12 protein-coding genes and 1 pseudogene are annotated in these 19,429 nt (G+C 66.2%); 11 read left to right on the forward strand and 2 right to left on the reverse strand.

The genetic code is table 11. The features are described from left to right. Positions 1-190 precede the first annotated feature (190 nt). Genes ACFQU1_RS00235 through ACFQU1_RS00245 form a run of 3 tightly spaced genes read left to right on the forward strand, consistent with a single transcriptional unit; the run spans position 191 to position 6,048 of the window. Complete coding sequence (locus ACFQU1_RS00235; RefSeq protein WP_378128198.1) at positions 191-3,322, forward strand: response regulator; 3,132 nt, start codon at positions 191-193, stop codon at positions 3,320-3,322. 1 nt (position 3,323) lies between these two features. Further along, complete coding sequence (locus tag ACFQU1_RS00240; protein WP_378128199.1) at positions 3,324-4,193, forward strand: CheR family methyltransferase; 870 nt, start codon at positions 3,324-3,326, stop codon at positions 4,191-4,193. Continuing rightward, entirely contained in the window at positions 4,180-6,048 is a 1,869-nt protein-coding gene (locus ACFQU1_RS00245) for a response regulator (protein WP_378128200.1), read from the forward strand. Before ACFQU1_RS00240 ends, ACFQU1_RS00245 begins: the two co-directional genes overlap by 14 nt. A gap of 27 nt (positions 6,049-6,075) precedes the next feature. On the opposite strand, the gene ACFQU1_RS00250 is transcribed toward ACFQU1_RS00245, so the two are convergent. Continuing rightward, entirely contained in the window at positions 6,076-6,816 is a 741-nt protein-coding gene (locus ACFQU1_RS00250; protein ID WP_378128201.1) for a dienelactone hydrolase family protein, read from the reverse strand. 141 nt (positions 6,817-6,957) lie between these two features. Here ACFQU1_RS00250 and ACFQU1_RS00255 point away from each other — a divergent pair, with 141 nt between their 5' ends. From ACFQU1_RS00255 to ACFQU1_RS00290, 8 genes and pseudogenes are all read left to right on the forward strand, one after another. Next, positions 6,958-7,560 (forward strand): ANTAR domain-containing response regulator, encoded by a 603-nt coding sequence (locus tag ACFQU1_RS00255; RefSeq protein ID WP_378128202.1) that lies wholly within the window; start codon positions 6,958-6,960, stop codon positions 7,558-7,560. Continuing rightward, entirely contained in the window at positions 7,557-8,783 is a 1,227-nt protein-coding gene (locus ACFQU1_RS00260) for an ABC transporter substrate-binding protein (RefSeq protein ID WP_378128203.1), read from the forward strand. Before ACFQU1_RS00255 ends, ACFQU1_RS00260 begins: the two co-directional genes overlap by 4 nt. A 592-nt stretch (positions 8,784-9,375) precedes the next feature. After that, on the forward strand, positions 9,376-10,632 hold the full coding sequence (locus ACFQU1_RS00265; RefSeq protein WP_378128204.1) for a nitrate/nitrite transporter: 1,257 nt from the start codon (positions 9,376-9,378) through the stop codon (positions 10,630-10,632). Positions 10,633-10,665: 33 nt separating this feature from the next. Beyond that, a complete protein-coding gene (gene nirB, locus ACFQU1_RS00270; RefSeq protein WP_378128205.1) occupies positions 10,666-13,113 on the forward strand; it encodes a nitrite reductase large subunit NirB in 2,448 nt (815 codons plus the stop codon). A 210-nt stretch (positions 13,114-13,323) separates the two neighbouring features. Next, positions 13,324-13,653, forward strand: a complete 330-nt coding sequence (gene nirD / locus ACFQU1_RS00275; protein ID WP_378128206.1) for a nitrite reductase small subunit NirD — start codon at positions 13,324-13,326, stop codon at positions 13,651-13,653. Positions 13,654-13,655: 2 nt separating this feature from the next. Beyond that, on the forward strand, positions 13,656-16,553 hold the full coding sequence (locus ACFQU1_RS00280; protein WP_378128207.1) for a molybdopterin-dependent oxidoreductase: 2,898 nt from the start codon (positions 13,656-13,658) through the stop codon (positions 16,551-16,553). Beyond that, a pseudogene (locus tag ACFQU1_RS00285) lies at positions 16,525-17,607 on the forward strand (siroheme synthase); the annotation flags it as partial. The gene ACFQU1_RS00280 and the pseudogene ACFQU1_RS00285, both read left to right, overlap by 29 nt. A gap of 56 nt (positions 17,608-17,663) precedes the next feature. Further along, positions 17,664-18,638 (forward strand): hypothetical protein, encoded by a 975-nt coding sequence (locus ACFQU1_RS00290; protein ID WP_378128208.1) that lies wholly within the window; start codon positions 17,664-17,666, stop codon positions 18,636-18,638. Positions 18,639-18,686: 48 nt separating this feature from the next. Here the strand turns inward: ACFQU1_RS00290 and ACFQU1_RS00295 are convergent, their stop codons facing one another. Further along, positions 18,687-19,379 carry an HAD-IA family hydrolase gene (locus tag ACFQU1_RS00295; RefSeq protein WP_378128209.1) on the reverse strand — a complete coding sequence of 231 codons (693 nt, stop codon included), beginning with the start codon at positions 19,377-19,379 and terminating at the stop codon, positions 18,687-18,689. Positions 19,380-19,429: the final 50 nt, after the last annotated feature.

Genomic DNA, 19,429 nt, shown 5'->3' on the forward strand with positions numbered 1-19,429 from the left:
CTCGGTCGGCTCGGTCGGCTGCAACGTCATGCGGCGCCTTGCCGTGAGCCGGTAGCGTACTACCGGACGATATGCCCTCTGGACCTGCACCCCTTCTGCTAGATATGGCATTCTGCGCAGACCCCGTGGATCCGGCTCCTGCGGGGCGGATGGTTCACGGCCGAGCCGCACGATACGAGAGACGTCCTGGATGAAGTTTGCTTTCGAGCAGAAGATCGAGCCGGCGCTTTACGGACTACTGGCCGTTCTAGTGGTCCTGCCCTTCCTTGCCGACCTCTTCATGCCGCTGGGCACGGCCATCTGGGTCGTCTATCTCCTCCCCACCGTCCTTGCCTATCTCGTCTCGCGGCCGCTCGTGCCGCCCGGCATCGCGGCGATCGCCACCGTCCTCGTGACCATCGGCTTTCTGCTCGCGCCCCCCGGTGTGGATCCGGACGTCGCGCAGAACAACCGGATGCTGGGTGTATTGACCGCCTGGGTCATCGGCATCACCGGCTATTTCTTCATCAAGAACAAGCTAGCGGTTCGCCGGCAGGAATGGCTGCAGGCGGGACAGGTGGGCCTTGCGGAGGTGACCCGGGGCGAGCAGCGGCTCGAGCAGCTCGGCCAGAATATCCTGCGCTTCCTGGCGGATTATCTCGGCGCCCAGGCCGGTGCCCTGTTCATCGAAAACGGTGAGGGCTACCACCGGTCCGGCGTCTATGGAGTGCCGGCCGATGCCCCTGTTCCCGACCGTATCCGGCCGGGCGACGGCCTGCTGGGCCAAGCGGCGAAGGACGGACGCAGCTTTCTCGTTCATCCGGTGCCGGACGACTATCTCTACTTCGGTTCGAGCCTCGGGCAGGGCAAGCCGCGGCACCTGCTGATCGCGCCCGCGAAAGCGGACGGTGTGACCAACGCGGTCTTCGAGCTCGGCTTCATGAAGCGACCCGACGAGGCCCATCTGGAACTGCTCGAACGGCTTGCGGAATCGATCGGCGTGGCCGTGCGCTCCGCCAAATACCGCACCCGTCTTCAGGAATTGCTGGAGGAGACGCAGCAGCAGGCCGAGGAACTCCAGGCGCAAAGCGAAGAGCTGCGGGCGGCCAACGAGGAACTCGAAGAACAAAGCCGCTCGCTGCGCGAGTCGCAGGCCCGGCTCGAAACTCAGCAGGCGGAGCTCGAACAGACGAATACGCAGCTCGAAGAACAGACCCAGTTGCTCGAAGTGCAGCGCGACGACCTGAGCCGCGCCCAGGCGGCCCTCCAGGCCCAGGCGCGTGACCTCGAACAGGCGAGCCGCTACAAGTCCGAATTCCTCGCCAATATGTCCCACGAGCTGCGCACGCCGCTGAACTCGCTGCTGATCATGGCGCGGCTTCTGGCCGACAACCGCCACGGCCGTCTCACGGCGGACGAGGTCAAATATGCCGAGACGATCGAGACCTCCGGCAACGACCTGCTCGTCCTCATCAACGACATCCTCGATATTTCCAAGATCGAGGCCGGACGGCTGGAGCTGCAGCCCCATTCGATGCGGGTCTCGCAGATCGTCGACAAGCTCAAGGACGGCTTCCAGACGATTGCGGCCGGCAAGGGCCTCGTATTTCGCACCGAGGTGCAAGCCGGGGCACCGATTGAAGTCGAGACTGACCCGCAGCGGCTGGAGCAGGTTCTCAAGAACTTCCTGTCGAATGCAATAAAGTTCACCGAGGCAGGCGACGTCGTCCTGAGCGTTGCCAGGCGCGGCGGCGATCGTGTCGCCTTCACCGTGCGCGACACCGGCGTCGGCATCCCGGCCGAGGAGCAGGAGGCGATCTTCGAGGCCTTCCGGCAGGCGGACGGAACCGTCAGCCGAAAATACGGCGGCACCGGGCTCGGCCTGTCGATCTCGCGCGAGCTCGCACGCCTTCTCGGGGGCGAGATCGAGGTCGAGAGCACGGTCGGGCAAGGCAGCGCCTTCACCCTGGTCGTTCCCGAGGTTTACGACGCCAAACAGGTGCAGCCGCGCGCGTCCGTCGCCGCACTGGGCTCGGTCCGGGCTCCGGCCCTACAATGGCCGCCGGCTGGCGGCTCGTCGACCGATGCCGGCGGCAGCCCACCGCCCGTTGCCCGCCCACGGCCGATCGAGGATGACCGCGAGCGCCTCAGCGGCGACAGCCGCGTCATCCTCGTGGTCGAGGACGACCTGGCCTTCGCCCGCATTCTTTGCGACCTCGCGCACGAGCTCGGCTTCCAATGCCTCGTCGGCGAAACGGCGGAGGAAGGCCTGCTGCTCGCCCGGCAATATCTGCCGCATGCGGTTATTCTCGATGTCGGGCTTCCCGATCATACGGGATTGTCCGTTCTCGATCGCCTGAAACACGACCTGCGCACCCGCCACATTCCAGTCCATGTGGTCTCAGTCAGCGATTACACACAGACCGCGCTCTCCTTCGGCGCGGTGGGCTATATGCTGAAGCCCGTCAAGCGCGAGCAGCTGGTGCAGGCACTGGAAGGTCTCGAAACGCGTCTGGCGCAGCGCATGCGCCGCGTGCTGATCATCGAGGATGACGCCGAGCAGCTCGACAGCATTCGGCTGCTGCTCGCCTCGCGCGATGTGGAGACGGTCGGGGCACAGACCGCCGCGGACTGTCTGGCGCTGCTCAAGGCCGACACCTTCGATTGTATGGTGCTCGACCTTCGCTTGCCGGACACCTCGGGCTTCGACCTCCTGGAACAGCTCAGTCGGGACGATAGTTTCGCCTTCCCGCCCGTCATCGTCTACACCGGCCGCGACCTCACGCAGGATGAGGAACTCCGTCTCAGGAAGTTCTCCAAGTCCATCATCATCAAGGGCGCCAAATCTCCCGAACGTCTTCTCGACGAGGTGACGCTTTTTCTTCACCAGGTCGTTTCGGAGCTTCCCGAAAACCAGCAGAGAATGCTGGCGAAGGCACTCAACCGGGATTCCGCGCTCGAAGGCCGGCGCGTGCTGGTCGTCGAAGACGACGTGCGCAACGTCTATGCACTCACCAGCCTGTTCGAGCCACATGGCGCCATCGTGCAGATCGCCCGCAACGGGCGCGAGGCCATCGAGGCACTGGAGCGGGCCGCTGACGGCGCGCCGTCCATCGACCTCGTGCTGATGGACGTGATGATGCCGGAAATGGACGGCCTCACGGCGACCCGCCAGATCCGGAGCCGTCCGCAGTGGCGCAATGTTCCGATCATCGCGCTGACGGCGAAGGCCATGGCGAGCGACCAAGAGCAATGCCTCGCGGCCGGCGCGAACGACTATCTGGCCAAGCCGCTCGACATCGACAAGCTGCTCTCGCTCGTCCGCGTCTGGATGCCACGGTAGGGTGGGGGCTGTGTCGAAACCAGCCGAACAGATCGAGATCGCGTTGCTGCTGGAGGCGATCTATCAACGCTACCAGTACGATTTCCGCGGCTATTCGCTGGGTTCCGTGACGCGCCGCCTGGTTCAGGCGCAACACCATTTCGGCTGTCGCAGCCTGTCGATGCTTCAGGAGAAGGTGCTGCACGAACCCGCCATGCTGCCGAAGCTCCTCGACTTCTTGACCATTCAGGTCAGCGAGATGTTTCGCGACCCGTCGTTTTTCCGCACCTTGCGCGAGAAGGTCGTGCCGCATCTGAAAACCTATCCCTCGCTCAAGGTCTGGGTCGCGGGCTGCGGCGAGGGCGAGGAACTCTATTCGCTCGCCATCCTGTTCCGTGAAGAGGGCATCGAGGACCGCACGATCTTCTATGCGACGGAGCTCAATCCGACCGCCCTGAAGAAAGCCGAAGCCGGGATCTATGCGCTCGACCGCATCGCCCTCTTCACCGAAAATCATCGCAACTCGGGCGGCCGGTCATCGTTGTCGGACTACTACACGGCCGCCTATGGAGCGGCGGTTTTCGACAAGACGCTTCGCTCGCGGGCCGTTTTCGCGCAGCACAATCTGGTGGCGGACCACGTCTTTGCGGAGGTGCAGCTCGTGTCCTGCCGCAATGTACTCATCTATTTCAACCGTGACTTGCAGGACCGCGCGATCGGACTGTTCAAGGACGCGTTGGTGCGGGGCGGTTTTCTCGGCCTCGGAGCCAGGGAGAGCCTGCGATTTTCGCGTCACGCCGACAGCTTTGCGGATTTCGCCCCGACGGAGCGCATCTATCGCAGAACTGCCTCCCTTGCCGCTGACATGGAGCTCGGCCATGGCCTCGCCTGAACGGGTCAAGTTCCTGCTGGTGGATGATGTCGAGGAGAACCTTCTCGCACTCGACGCGCTGCTGCGCCGCGAGGGCCTGGAGCTCATCAAGGCGCGCTCCGGCACGGAGGCGCTCGAACTCCTGCTCGTCCATAATTTCGCGCTGGCCTTGCTCGATGTTCAGATGCCCGGAATGGACGGCTTCGAACTCGCGGAACTGATGCGCGGCACGGAGCGGACACGACGCGTCCCGATCATTTTCATCACCGCCGTGGCGACAGACGAGCGGCGCCGCTTCCGCGGCTACGAGGCGGGAGCGGTGGATTACCTCCTGAAGCCGGTCGATCCGCAGATGCTGCGGACCAAGGCCGAGGTCTTCTTCGAGCTTGCGCGCCAGCAGGAGGAGCTCGCGCGCCAACGTGACGAACTGCGGGCCGGCGCCGACCGGCTGAGCGCCGCGCTCCGCCGCCTCCAGGCGCACGGCGACAATTCGCCCTTGGCCATGGTCGAGTTCGATGCCGAGATGCGCGTGATCGGCTGGTCGAAGGGTGCCGAGCGCATCTTCGGCTGGAGCGCGCCGGAAGTCGTCGGCAGACGCGCCGTCGATCTACGCTGGGTGCATGAGGACGATGCGGCGGATTTCGCCGCCCTCTCGGCCGACATGCTGGCCGGCGAGGCGACCCGTGGCGTGCACGTCAACCGCAGCTACCGCAAGGACGGGTCGCTTATCGAATGCGAGTGGTATAACTCCGCGCTCCTGGACGGGACGGGCAAGCTCGTCTCGGTCAATGCGCAGATCCTCGACATCACCGAACGCAAGCGCGCCGAGGAGACGCAACGCCTGCTCATCGGTGAGCTCAACCACCGCGTCAAGAATACGCTCGCCACCGTCCAGGCGATCGCCACCCAGACGCTGCGCCATTCCACGTCACCCGGCGATTTCGCGGACAACTTTTCAGGCCGGATCCAGGCGCTGGCGCGCGCCCATTCGCTTCTGAGCGAGGCAACCTGGCAAGGCGCTCAACTGGCCGAGCTCATCCAGGATCAGTTGCGGCTCGGGACCCTTGATGAGGCGCGCCTCACCGCCTCCGGGCCACAGGTTCGGCTGGCGCCGCAACTCGCACTGCATATGGCGCTGGTGCTGCACGAACTCGGCACGAATGCGAATAAATACGGCGCCCTGTCGACCGAGCGCGGGCACATCGCCGTCAACTGGACCGTCGACGATGGCTTTCTTACCCTGAGCTGGGCGGAGCGCGGCGGCCCGGCCGTCACGGCCCCGACGAGACGCGGCTTCGGCACCACGCTGATCGAGCAGAGCATAAAGGCCGAAGGCGGCGCGGCGCATGCCTCCTACCGCGCGGATGGCATGACCTGGGACATCAGGCTGCCCCTGCCGTCGACGCCGGCCTCCGAGACCCGGCGGCAAGCTTCACCACTGAGGGCTGCCAAATCCGTTCAGGATGGCTCTTCCGGGGACGAGGTGCCGGGGCGGATCGCCGGCCGGCGCTTTCTGATCGTGGAGGACGAGCCGCTCGTGGCGCTGGAGCTCGCCACGATCCTGGAAGAGGCCAAAGCCGAGGTCGTCGGGCCTGCTGGAACGGCCGAACAGGCCCTCAAAATCATCGAGGGTGAGCGCCTCGACGGAGCGCTGGTCGACGGCAACCTGCACGGGCGGCCTGTCGACGATGTCGCCGCCGCGCTGACGCGTCGCAAGGTGCCCTTCCTTTTCGTCAGCGGCTATGGTCGAGAAAACCTGCCACGCGCCTTCCTCGGAACGACGGTGATCACCAAGCCCTTCAAGCATCACGAGCTTATCGAGGCCGCATCGCGGTTGTTTCCGCCGGCCGGGGATGTCGTGAAGCTGCGGAAATAGGGGCGGAGGTCGCTCGCCACCGCCCGCTCACGAGAGGCATTCGGCAAAGAGCGTCGTGAGGCGCGTCCAGTGGCGTTCGGCGCCCTGCTCGTCATAAACGCCGTGGTCGGAGACCGCCCAGCCGTGGGCCATGCCGACATAGTTCTCGACTATATGGTCGACCTCCGCGGCGCGCAACGCCTCGGCGAGCCGCGCCGACTGCTCCGGCGGAAAACTCCGGTCGACGCCGGCGGAGCCGATATAGACGCGCCCCTTGATCGACGAGACCAGGCGATGCGGACTGTCCGGCGTGTCGCTTGCCAGATTGCCGCCGTGGAAGCTCGCGGCCGCAGCGATGCGGTCGGGATAGGCGGCCGCCGCCGTGAGTGCGCGTCCGCCGCCCATGCAATAGCCGACGACGCCGATCTTGCCCGTGGCGCCCGCCCGCGTGATCGCCTCGATGAAGGAGCCGCTGTCGCGCCGGTTCTTGTCCGACGTCGTCTCTTTCATCATGCGCATGATGGTGTCGCGGGTCTCCGGATCCGAGAAGGCGGTCTTGGCGTCGAGCGGCCCGTAGTCGCCGAAGCGATAGAAAAGATCGGGGATGAGCACGACATAGCCCGCGCCGGCAAGCCGCGCGCCCATGTCGTCGAGCGCCGGTCGCAGCCCGAAAGCATCCATGTAGAGAATGACGCCCGGCTGCGCGCCGGCCGGAGGCTTCACTGGCAGGAAGAGGCTCGCCTTGGCGACGCCGTCCTCGGTGCGGATCTCGATCTCTTGCTTGGCCATGACAGCCTCCATTGTCTCATCGCCTGCGGCGCTGGCGGATGCCCGCGGCGCGTCGTCGCCACTGTGGCCGGAGCGCACACCGCCGGGCAAGGTCATGGATTGCCGCATTGCCCCGAGCCCGTGGCTGGGCAATATGCGCCTATGACGTCTCGCGACCTCGCCGTCCTGGTCATCGATGAGAACCGCATCCGCGCCTCGATCATCGAGGCGGGGCTACGCGAGGCCGGCCACGAGAACGTCACCGTGGTGCATGAGATCGACGGTATCGCGCGGCGCATCGCGGAGATCAATCCGGATGTCATCGTCATCGACCTCGGCAATCCCAACCGCGACATGCTGGAGAACATGTTCCAGCTGTCGCGCGCCGTGAAACGGCCGATCGCCATGTTCGTCGACCATTCCGATCTCGCCTCGATCGAGGCGGCGGTGGAGGCCGGCGTCTCGGCTTATATCGTCGACGGGCTGAAAAAGGAGCGGGTCAAGCCCATCCTGGACACGGCGGTAAGCCGCTTCAACGCCTATTCCCGCCTGATGCGCGAGCTCGATGACGCGCGCAGCGAGCTCGAGAACCGCAAGCTGATCGAACGCGCCAAGGGCATTCTCATGAAATCGCGGGGGCTCTCCGAGGACAAGGCCTATGCGCTCCTGCGCAAGACGGCCATGAACCAGAACCGCAAGATCGTGGAGATCGCCCAGAGCCTGACCACCGCAGCGGGGTTGCTCGAGCCGGGAGACGACGAATGAGCGAGCGCCACACGATCACCGCCGGCTTCATGCCGCTGCTCGACAGCGCGCTCATTGTCGCCGCCAAGGAAAAGGGCTTCGCCGAAGGGGAAGGCATCGATCTCACGCTCGTGCGTGAAACCTCCTGGGCGAATATCCGCGACCGGCTGGCCGTCGGCCATTTCCAGGTGGCGCATATGCTCGCGCCGATGCCGATCGCCTGCAATCTGGGGCTGACGCCGCTCGCCGCGCACACCATCGCGCCGATGGCCCTCGGTCTCGGCGGCAATGCCGTGACCGTATCCAACGCACTGTGGGAAGCGATGGCCGCGCAGGGTGCGGGCCACGATCTCGATGCGGCGCAAAATGGCCGCGCGCTGAAGGCTGCGCTCGCCGGGCGTCGGGGCCGCGTACCGCGTTTCGCCGTGGTGCATCCCCATTCCGGTCATGTCTACGAGCTGCGCTATTGGCTCGCCGCCTGCGGCATCGATCCCGACCGCGACGTCGAGATCGTCATCCTGCCGCCGCCGCTGATGGCCGATGCGCTCGGTGCCGGCACGGTTGACGGCTACTGCGTCGGCGAACCCTGGAATACGGCCGCCGTCGTCCTTGGCCATGGCCATATCGCGACGGTGAAGGCCGCCATCTGGCGGTCGAGCCCGGAGAAGGTGCTGGGCGTCCAGGCTGAATGGGCCGAGCGGCATCCGGAGGCGCTCGCCGCGCTCCTGCGGGCGCTCTACAAGGCAGCCGTTTGGTGTGCGGGCCCCGAGCACCGCGAGACGCTGGCGGCGCTTCTCGCCGGCCCCGCCTATATCGATCGGCCGCTGGACTGGATGATGCCGGCCTTCTCCGGCGCCATGCGGATCGGGGGCGACCGGGTGGCCACGGTCGCGGATTTCTTCGTGCCGCAGGCCAAGGCCGCGACCTTTCCGTGGAAGAGCCACGCGCTCTGGTTCTACACGCAGATGGTGCGCTGGGGGCAGATTCCGCACGACAAGGCGAATGCGGCGATCGCCAGCGAGACTTATCGGCCGGACCTTTACCGGGCGGCGCTGAAGCCGCTGGGCGTCGCGCTGCCGGCGGCCAATGCCAAGGTCGAAGGCGCGCTGGCGCGGGCAACGCCCGTGGGGTCCAGCGGCGCGAGCTTGACGCTCGGCCCCGACGGCTTCTTCGACGGTGGCCGTTTCGATCCCGACGCCATCGACGGCTATATCGCGGGGCAGCAGGTTCTACCCTCCCCTTGAGGACAGGCAATCGCATATAATCCGCGCGACGCTCGTTTCACCTCTCCCTGCCGGGGAGAGGTCGGCCGAGCGAAGTCGGATAAATCCGACTTCGGCTTTCAAATATCGAACTCGGGCAAGCCCGAGTTCGATAGGCGGCCGGGTGAGGGGGGAATTCCTCTCATCTCAAAGAGTCATCCCCCTCACCCTGTCCCTCTCCCCGCCGGGGAGAGGGGACGAAGCTCTCATAGGCGACAGCCCCGTCCTCAAGGGGAGGGTAAATCTTGCTCGATGCTGCACTGCACGATCGCTGTGCAGATGCGAGCATCGATGATCACCATTTAGTCGACGCGGCCATTTCGGCGGGCAGCAGCTCGCAGCCTTCGACTCTTTGGAAACATTCGATAATTCCCCCACAGAAGAGCTTGGCACGCTTCCTGCTTCATCTCGTTCGAGGCCGAAGAGGCCACTGACGTCCAACGACGGGCGTCTCCCAGGCAAAGCTGCTGATCAGGATCTCGTGCGGCCCGTAACGGGCACGCGAAACCCTGGCCTGCAGCTTTTTTCGTTTTCACCGCAGCGACAGAGGACGCGATCCCTCGCGTTTCAAGCCATGGCCATCTTCTCTCGACTTGAGCCGACGGACGCCGGTGCACCGGGACGGGCGCTCTGGATGTCGACGATCGCCTTCACACTGTGCTTCGCGGTCTGGACGATCTTCGCGATCATCGGCATCCGTATCAAACAGGACCTCGGCCTCACCGAGACCGAATTCGGCCTCCTCGTCGGCACGCCCGTGCTGACCGGCTCGCTCGTGCGCCTCCTGCTCGGCATCTGGACGAACCGCTACGGCGGTCGCCTCGTCTATACGCTCACCATGCTCGCCTCGGCGGCGGCGACCTTCGCGCTGGCCTATGCCCGGACCTATCCGGAGATGCTGATCGCCGGCCTCGGCGTCGGTCTCGCGGGTGGCTCCTTCGCGGTGGGCGTGGCCTATGTCTCGCCCTTCTTCCCGGCCGGGAAGCAGGGCACGGCGCTCGGCATCTTCGGCGCCGGCAATGTCGGCGCCGCGGTCACCAAGTTCCTTGCCCCCTTCGTGCTCATCGCCTGGGGCTGGCAGGCGGTGGCCGAGATCTGGGCGGCGGTGCTCGCCCTCATGGCCGTCGTCTTCTGGTTCACGACATCGGATGATCCGGCCTTTCGGAACCGCGCCGCTCGTGTTCAAAAAAGCTTTCTGCAAGAGCTCGAGCCGCTCAAGAGCCTGCAGGTCTGGCGCTTCTCGCTTTATTACTTCTTCGCCTTCGGTGGTTTCGTCGCCTTGTCGCTCTGGTTGCCGCGCTATCTCGTCGGCGTCTATGGCTTCGACCTCGAAACCGCCGGCATGGTGGCCGCCGCCTATTCCATTCCCGGCAGTCTGTTCCGGGCTTATGGCGGCGTGCTGTCGGACCGCATCGGCGCACGGACCGTGATGTATCTCATGCTGCTCGTCGCGGCGATCACGACCTTGATCCTGTCGCTGCCGGCGACGCCCGGCATCCTGCCCATCGCCATCACGCCGCTCGTCTTCGTGGTCGTCGTCTTCGCGCTCGGCTTCGTCATGAGCCTCGGCAAGGCCGCCGTCTACAAGCACATCCCGGTCTATTACCCCGAGAGCGTCGGGGCGGTCGGCGGCCTCGTCGGCATGATCGGCGGGCTCGGCGGCTTCGTCCTGCCCATCGCCTTCGGCGCGCTGAAGGACGCGACCGGCCTCTGGTCGAGCTGCTTCCTCCTGCTCTTCGTCGTCGTCGCGGTCTCGCTCGCCTGGATGCATCTCGCCATCCGGCGGATCGAGCGCCGCGCTGCCTCGGCGCCGGCCGGCGTCACCGCCTGACACGCATTGATTGGACCCAGGATGGATCGCCCCATGCGCGAGAAACTCATCGTCATCGGCGCCGGCATGGCCTCGGGCCGGGCGCTGGAGCATCTCTTCGATGCCGCACCTGGCGCTTTCGACGTCACGCTCTTCGGCGCCGAACCGCGCGGCAATTACAACCGCATCATGCTCTCGCCGGTGCTGGCCGGCGAGAAGACCTTCGGCGATATCGTCACCCATGATGCGGCCTGGTATGCCGAGCACGGTGTCGCCTGCCGCTTCGGCGAGACCGTCACCAGGATCGACCGCAAGCGCAAGGTCGTCGTCTCCAAGGGGGGCGAGACCCCCTATGACAAGCTGCTGATCGCCACCGGTTCGGCGCCCTTCATCATCCCGATCGCCGGCCGCGAGCTGCCGGGCGTCATGGCCTTCCGCGATCTCGACGATGTCAATGCCATGGTGGAGGCGGCGCGCAAGCCGGGCGCCAAGGCGGTCGTCATCGGCGGCGGCCTGCTCGGCCTCGAAGCGGCCGCCGCCCTGAAGCTGCGCGGCATGGACGTGGTGGTGCTCCACCTCATGGGCCACCTGATGGAGCGCCAGCTCGACCCCGCGGCCGGCTATCTCCTCAAGAAGGAGCTCGAGGGACGCGGCATCAAGGTGCATGTCAAGGCGCAGACCAAGGCGGTCCTGGGCGAGGAGCGTGTCGAGGCCGTGCTGCTCGAAGACGGCACCATCTATCCCGCCGATATCGTGGTGATGGCGGTCGGCATCCGTCCCGAGGCGCGGATCGCTATTGATGCCGGGCTTTATGTGGAGCGCGGCATCGTCGTCAACGACCAGATGGTGACCTCCGATCCCGATATTCTCGCGGTCGGCGAATGCGTGGAGCACGAGAACATCTGCTATGGCCTGGTGGCGCCGCTCTATGACATGGCGCGCGTCGTGGCCAAGACGCTGATCAAGGAATATGCCGCCTTCCGCCCGGTCGAGACTGCGACGCAGCTCAAGGTCACCGGCATCAATCTCTACTCGGCAGGCGATTTCGCCGATGGCGACGACCGCGAGGAGATCGTGCTGCGCGATGCCGCGGTCGGGGTCTACAAACGCCTCGTCCTCAAGGAGAACCGCATCGTCGGCGCGGTCATGTATGGCGAGACCTCCGACGGGGCATGGTTCTTCGACATGCTCAAGAAGGGGACCGACGTTTCGGAGATGCGCGATACGCTCATCTTCGGACAGGCCTACCAGGGAGGGTCCCCGCTGGACCCTACGGCGGCCGTTGCAGCCTTGCCGGATGATGCGGAGATCTGCGGCTGCAACGGCATATGCAAGGGCAAGATCACCGGCGCAATTACTGAGAAGGGGCTGACGTCGCTCGACGACGTGCGCGCCCATACCAAGGCCTCCGCCTCCTGCGGCTCCTGCACCGGCCTCGTCGAGCAGCTCATGAAGTTGACGCTGGGCGATACCTATAAACCCACGGCCGTGCAGCCCATGTGCAGCTGCACCGATCTCGGGCATGACGATGTTCGCCGGCTCATCAAGGCGAAGGCGCTGAAGACGATCCCGGCCGTCATGCAGGAGCTCGAATGGAAGACCTCCTGCGGCTGCGCCAAATGCCGTCCGGCGCTGAACTACTATCTTGTCTGCGACTGGCCGGATGAATATGCCGACGACTACCAGTCGCGTTTCGTCAACGAACGCGTGCACGCCAATATCCAGAAAGACGGCACCTATTCGGTGGTACCGCGCATGTGGGGCGGCGTGACCTCGGCGAAGGAGCTGCGCGCCATCGCTGATGTCGTCGACAAGTTCGACATCCCGATGGTGAAGGTCACCGGCGGCCAGCGCATCGACATGCTCGGCGTCAAGAAGGAGGACCTGCCAGCCGTCTGGGCCGAGCTCGGCCAGGCGGGCTTCGTCTCCGGCCACGCCTATGCCAAGGGCTTGCGCACGGTGAAGACCTGCGTCGGCTCCGACTGGTGCCGGTTCGGCACGCAGGATTCGACCGGCTTCGGCATCCGCATCGAGAAGTTCATGTGGGGCTCATGGACGCCGGCCAAGGTGAAGATGGCGGTGTCGGGCTGCCCGCGCAATTGCGCGGAGGCTACCTGCAAGGATGTCGGGGCGATCTGCGTCGATTCCGGCTATGAGATCCATTTCGCCGGCGCCGCCGGCCTCGATATCAAGGGCACGGAAGTACTCGGCCTCGTCAAGACGGAAGACGAGGCGCTCGAAGTCATCGTCGCCCTCGTGCAGATGTATCGCGAACAGGCCCGCTATCTCGAGCGCATCTATAAATGGGCGAAACGCGTCGGCCTTGACGAAATACGCCGCCAGACCCTCGATGATCTGGAAAAGCGCCGGGCCTATTACGACCGCTTCGTCTTTTCCCAGCAATTCGCGCAGGTCGATCCCTGGTCGGAACGCGTGTCCGGCAAGGACAAGCACGAGTTCCGCCCCATGGCGAGCATCGGCTTTGCGGAGGCGGCGGAGTGAGGAGCGAATCCGCCAATACGAGACGCGACGCGACCACCCTCCCCCTTGTGGGGAGGGTCGATCTGCGAAGCGGATCGGGGTGGGGGTGGTCAAGCCTCGCGCCCCTCATTGTCACCCCCACCCCGCTCACTGCGCTCGCGACCCTCCCCACAAGGGGGAGGGTGAAGACGGCCCTCGCTATCGGCAGCGGCAACAATTGAGTAGCCAATCATGAGCTGGATCGAGATCGGATCGATCAACGATATCCCCCGCCGCGGCGCGCGCTGCGTCGCCACCCCTGCGGGCAAGATCGCGGTGTTCCGCACCGCCGACGACAGGGTCTTCGCCATCGACGACCGTTGCCCGCACAAGGGCGGCCCCTTGAGCCAGGGCATCGTGCACGGCGCAGCCGTCACCTGCCCCCTGCACAACTGGGTGATCGCCCTCGACACGGGCAAGGCGCTCGGTGCCGACGAAGGCGCGGTGCGCACCTATCCCGTCAAGGTGGAAGGAGAGCGGCTCCTCATCGACGCCAGTTCCCTGACGAGCCTGGCCGCCTGAGGATGATGATGGCAGAGGCGCCGAGCGTGAAGACCACCTGCCCCTATTGCGGGGTGGGCTGCGGCGTGATCGCCGATGTCGCGCCCGACGGCGCGGTCGCGGTGCGCGGCGACCCCGACCACCCCGCCAATTTCGGCCGGCTCTGTTCGAAGGGCTCGGCCCTCGCCGAAACGCTCGGCTTGGATGGTCGCCTGCTCCATCCGGAAATTGGCGGCGCGCGCGCCGGCTGGGATGAGGCGCTCGACCTCACCGCGACCACCTTCTCGCGAGCCATCGCCGAGCACGGGCCGGATTCGGTCGCCTTCTATGTGTCCGGCCAGTTGCTCACCGAAGATTATTATGTGGCAAACAAGCTGATGAAGGGCTTCATCGGCTCGGCCAATATCGACACCAATTCGCGCCTCTGCATGGCCTCGGCAGTCGCCGGCCACCGCCGCGCCTTCGGCACCGATACGGTGCCGGGCGCTTATGAGGATCTGGAACTGGCCGATCTCGTCGTGCTGGTCGGCTCCAATCTCGCCTGGTGCCACCCGGTGCTCTACCAGCGCCTCGCGGCGGCGAAGGAAGCGCGTCCGGCGATGCGCGTTGTGCTCGTCGACCCGCGCCGCACCATGACGGCCGATATCGCCGACCTGCACCTGCCGATCCGCGCCGACGGCGATGTCGCGCTCTTTGCCGGCTTGCTCGCCTTCCTCGCCGGACACGAGGCGCTCGACCGCGCCTATGTTGCAGCCCACACCACCGGCTTCGATGCGGCTCTTGCTGCCGCGCACAAGCTCAGCCTCGGGGACGTTGCCGCGCAGACCGGCCTCGCGCCCGAAGACCTCGCCACCTTCTACGATCTTTTCGCCGTAACGGAGAAGGTCGTCACCGTCTTCAGCCAGGGCGTCAACCAGTCCTCGTCCGGCACGGATAAGGCCAATGCCATCATTAATTGCCATCTGGCGACCGGTCGCATCGGCAGGCCGGGCATGGGCCCCTTCTCGATCACCGGCCAGCCCAATGCCATGGGTGGGCGCGAGGTCGGTGGCCTCGCGAATATGCTCGCCGCCCATATGGACATCGAGCGGCCGGAGCATCGCGACCTCGTGCAGCGCTTCTGGCACGCGCCGGTCATCGCCGACAAGCCGGGGCTCAAGGCCGTCGAGATGTTCCGGGCCGTAGCGGACGGGCGCATCAAGGCGCTCTGGATCATGGCGACCAATCCGGTCGATTCCATGCCGGAGGCCGGCCTCGTCGAGGAGGCTCTCAAGGCCTGCCCCTTCGTCGTGGTCTCCGACATCTATGATGCGACCGACACCATCCGCCATGCCCATGTGAAGCTGCCCGCCGCGGGCTGGGGCGAGAAGGATGGCACCGTCACCAATTCCGAGCGGCGCATCTCGCGCCAGCGGCCCTTCCTGCCCTTGCCCGGCGAGGCGCGGCCCGACTGGTGGATCATCACCGAGGTCGCCCGGCGTATGGGTTTCGCGGAGGCTTTCCCTTATACCTCCCCGGTCGAGATCTTTGCCGAACACGCCGCGCTGTCGGCCTCGGACAACGACGGCAGCCGCGATTTCGACATCGGCGCCTATGCGGGGCTCGACCAGCGCGCCTTCGACAGCCTTGCGCCGTTCCAATGGCCGGCGCCTTTACCCTCCCCCGCCGCCCATCCACCCTTCGGCTTCAGTTTTGAAGTCCCGCCCGCGCCGGTCCCGCCTTTACCCTCCCCCTTGCGGGGAGGGTCGGCGCGCAGCGCCGGGGTGGGGGTCATGGACGAAGACGAGCGACGAACACCACCCCCACCCCGCTCCGCTTCGCGGATCGACCCTCCCCACAAGGGGGAGGGTCAAGACCCCCGCGCCCCTTCCGTCACGAGAGGCGAAAACGACGTCACGGTATCGAGCACCATCCGCTTCTTCGCGGACGGGCGGTTCTTCACCCCGGATCGGAAGGCGCGGTTCGTCGCCGTGACACCGCAGGCCGAAACGCGGACGAGCGCCGACTATCCGCTCGTCCTCAACACCGGCCGCATCCGCGACCATTGGCACACGATGACGCGCACGGGCCGGAGCCCCCGCCTCTCCCAGCATCTCGCCGAGCCGTTCGTCGAGATTCACCCGGACGATGCCGCCCACTACGGCATCGGTGATGCCGAGATCGTCCGCGTAACGGGGGCTACGGGTTCGGTCCTCCTGCGCGCCCTGCTCTCGGACCGGCAGGCGCGCGGCGCGATCTTTGTGCCGATGCACTGGACCGACCAATTCGCGGCACAAGCCCGTGTCGATCGGCTCGTGCCGGGCATCACCGATCCCGTCTCCGGCCAGCCGGCGCTGAAACATGTGCCGGTGCGCATCGAGCGCTTCGCGGCTGTGCTCTACGGCTTTGCCGTGCTGCGCGAGCGCTCCGCCGTCATCGATGCGGACTACTGGGCGCTGGCGCGCTGCAACGGTGGCTGGCGGTTCGAATTTGCGCTGGCCGACAAAGACCGCGACGGCGCGGCACTCGCCGCCGAACTCTTCGGCCATCCGCCGGACGTCCTCGCCTATCACGATGCGCGCGTCGGCCAGCAGCGCTTCGCCGCCTTCGAAGGCGGCCGGCTCCGTGGCGCGCTCTTTCTCGCGGCCGAGCCCGTGGCCGTGTCGCGCGCCTGGGCCGTCGACCAGCTCGTGGGGGATTTCGCCGACCAGCGCGCGCGGCTTTCGGTCGTCGCCGGACGGCCGGGCCGCGGTCTCGATCGGGGCGCCACCGTCTGCGCCTGCTTCGGCATCGGTGCCAATCAGATCGCCGCCGCGGTCGCCGCCGGCTGCACGACTGTCGCCGCCATCGGCGAGGCGCTCCAGGCCGGCACCAATTGCGGCTCCTGCCGCTCGGAAATCAGGGGGATCATCGATGTCCACCGTCTTCGCGCAGCCGAGTAAGGCAATGGTGCGAGTCGCGCCGCTCGCCGTTTTGCCCGTCTTCTTCGCGCTGAAGGGTAAGCCGGTGGTCGTTGCCGGCGGCTCGGACGGTGCCGCCTGGAAAGCCGAGCTTCTCGCGGCCGCCGGTGGCATCGTCCACATTTATGCGCCAGCAAAAGAACTGAGCGAGGAGTTCCAGCGCATCCTGGCGCAAGCGCCAGACCGGTTCATTCATCATGATCGTGCCTGGTCGGCCGCTGACTTCGCGGGGGCGGCGCTCGCCGTCGCCGATCTCGAGCAGGAGGAGGTCGAGGCCTTTCGTGCAGCGGCGCGGGCCGCCGGTGTGCCGGTCAATGTCATCGACAAGCCGGAGGCCTGCGATTTCCAGTTCGGCGCGATCGTCAATCGCTCGCCAGTCGTGGTCGGTATTTCGACGGCGGGTGCCGCGCCCATTCTCGGCCAGGCGATCCGTCGCAAGATCGAGACGCTGCTGCCGCCGAGCCTCGCAGCATGGGCAGCGCTCGCCGAGGCGATCCGCGCCAGGGTCGGCGAGCGGCTGGCCGGACCTGCTCGGCGCGCCTTCTGGGAAGCGCTCGTCGACCGCGCCTTCGGCCCGGCGCCGACGGCCCGCGCCGAGGCGGAACTGACCGAAGCCATGGATCGCATCGCCAGCACCACCACCGGCCAGGGCCGCGTCACGCTGGTCGGGGCGGGGCCCGGCGATGCCGAGCTCCTGACGCTCAAGGCCGTGCGCGAGCTCCAGTCGGCCGACGTCATCCTGTTCGATGCAGGAACCTCCGGTGATGTCTTGGAGCTCGCGCGGCGCGAGGCTAAACGCCTCCTGGTCGGCGAGGATAGCCGTCCGGACATGCAGGCGCTGATGGAGAAGCTCGCCCGACGCGGCAAGCATGTGGTGCGGCTCGTCGCAGGCAATCCGGCCGGCATGCCGGAAGCGCTAGCTGAGGTTACTCGCCTCGAAGCCGCCGGCATTGCGGTGAGCGTGGTGCCGGGCATCGTAGTACCTGAGGATTCAGATGCGGATACGTCTATGAGCGAGGGGTCCGCACGTCTTGGTAACCTCCTGGTAAATTCTGGTGGTTACTGATTCCTGACAGTATGCGGAGATGTCCAATGGACATGCGTCAGGAACCATTTTCGTCGGACGAGCCGAATGACCGGAGCGCCGGCGAAGGTCGCGAGATCGAGGGCCGCGCCGCCCCAACGAGCGAGGGCCGGCAGCTTGTGCCGGTCGCTGTTGCGCCGCGAATCGATCCGGATGCACGGCCGAGCATCAATGGGGCCGCGATGTCCGGTGGCTTGGCGACGAGCCTCGCCGAACTCGGGGCGCGCTTGGCCGCCTTCTCCAAGCGGCATGGGGCCGTGCTCGCGGCCGCGATGGTGCTCATCCTCGGTAGCGCCGGCAGCTTTGCAATCGCTAAGCTCTCGGAAAGCCAGCCGGGCTCGGGAGGCCATGCCGGCTCCGCGACCAGCGATGCCAGCGTGGTCGCCGCCAAGAGCCCGCCCATCGTCGGCACGGAGCAGCGCCAGGCGGATATCGCGCGGCTCAGCGACGAGTTGCGCAAGATGAAGGCTGGGCTCGACAGCCTGCGCGCCTCGGTCGACGCGAGCCGCAACACCGACGACCTCAAGGCCCTGCGCACGACAGTGGCGGCGCTCAAGGATGATCTCGCCCGCACCAAACAGGATACGTCCGGCGCCGTGGCTCAGGCCACCGCCCAGCTGTCGAAGCAGATCGACAAGCTGGACCATGTCGACAACAGCGCCAAGCTCGCGCAGATTACGGCGCGTCTCGAGCGCATCGAAAAGCAGATGGCGGATCAGACGGTGACCGGTTCGATCAAGCCGGCGGCGCCGCCCCCCAAGCCCACACCCAGGCCGTTGGCCAAAATTCAACCGAAAACCGTTCCGGGTTGGTCCGTGCGCGAGGTCTATGACGGTGCAGCCCTTCTCGAAGGCCGCGGCGGCCTCTTCGAAGTAAGCCCCGGAGCCAATGTGCCGGGCCTCGGTCGGATCCAGTCAATCGAGCGCCGCAACGGCGGCTGGGTCGTCGTGACCGCAGCAGGTCTCGTGCAGTCCGAGTGGTGATCCGAGCGCGCGTTTTTTGAATGGAGGGGGCAGCGACTTCGGAAGGCCTCAGATCGCCGAGGCGTTGCTCTCGACACGCGTCAAAAGCTCTAAGGCACCGGACGCGTTCTGACGGGCGATAAGCGTTTCGTAGCCGGCGAATTTTGGGTGCGGTGTCGCGAAGGTGTGCCTGTGCGTGGCGGTGATCACGACCGCCGCGGCGCCCGCAGCATCCGCGGCAGCAATGCCCGCCGCCGTATCCTCGAAGACGAGACATTGGGCGGCAGGATAGCCGAGACGTTCGGCCGCGAGTAGAAAGCAATCCGGCGCAGGCTTGCCGTGGGTGACGTCCTCGGCGGTGATCATCGTCGGCGGGCTTGGCAGCCGGGCCGCTTCGAGCCGCCGCTCGGCGAGCGCGCGCGATGCAGAGGTGACGATCGCCCATCGGTCGATCGGCAGGGACGCGAGAAAATCGGCGGCCCCGGCAATCGCCTCAATGCCCGCGACATCCTCCAACTCGGCTTGCGTGATCGCCCGGGCCTCGGCCTCGGCGTCGATCCCCGGTAGCGCCAACCGGTGGACGGTTTCCACCGTCCGCACGCCGTGGATTGTCGGCAGGAAGGTCTCGACATCGACCCCATGGCGGCGTGCCCAGGCCGCCCAGACGCGCTCGGCCGCGACGATCGATGTCAGGATCGTGCCGTCCATATCGAAGAGGAACGCGGCGAAAGGTTGATCCGGAAATACGAGATCGTCGATCATAGGCAGCTCCGACAGGATGGGCTGGGGACCTTTGCACGATAACGGCTGCT

This window comes from Chelatococcus sp. GCM10030263, assembly GCF_042666455.1.
In the GTDB taxonomy this organism is placed as follows: Bacteria; Pseudomonadota; Alphaproteobacteria; order Rhizobiales; family Beijerinckiaceae; genus Chelatococcus.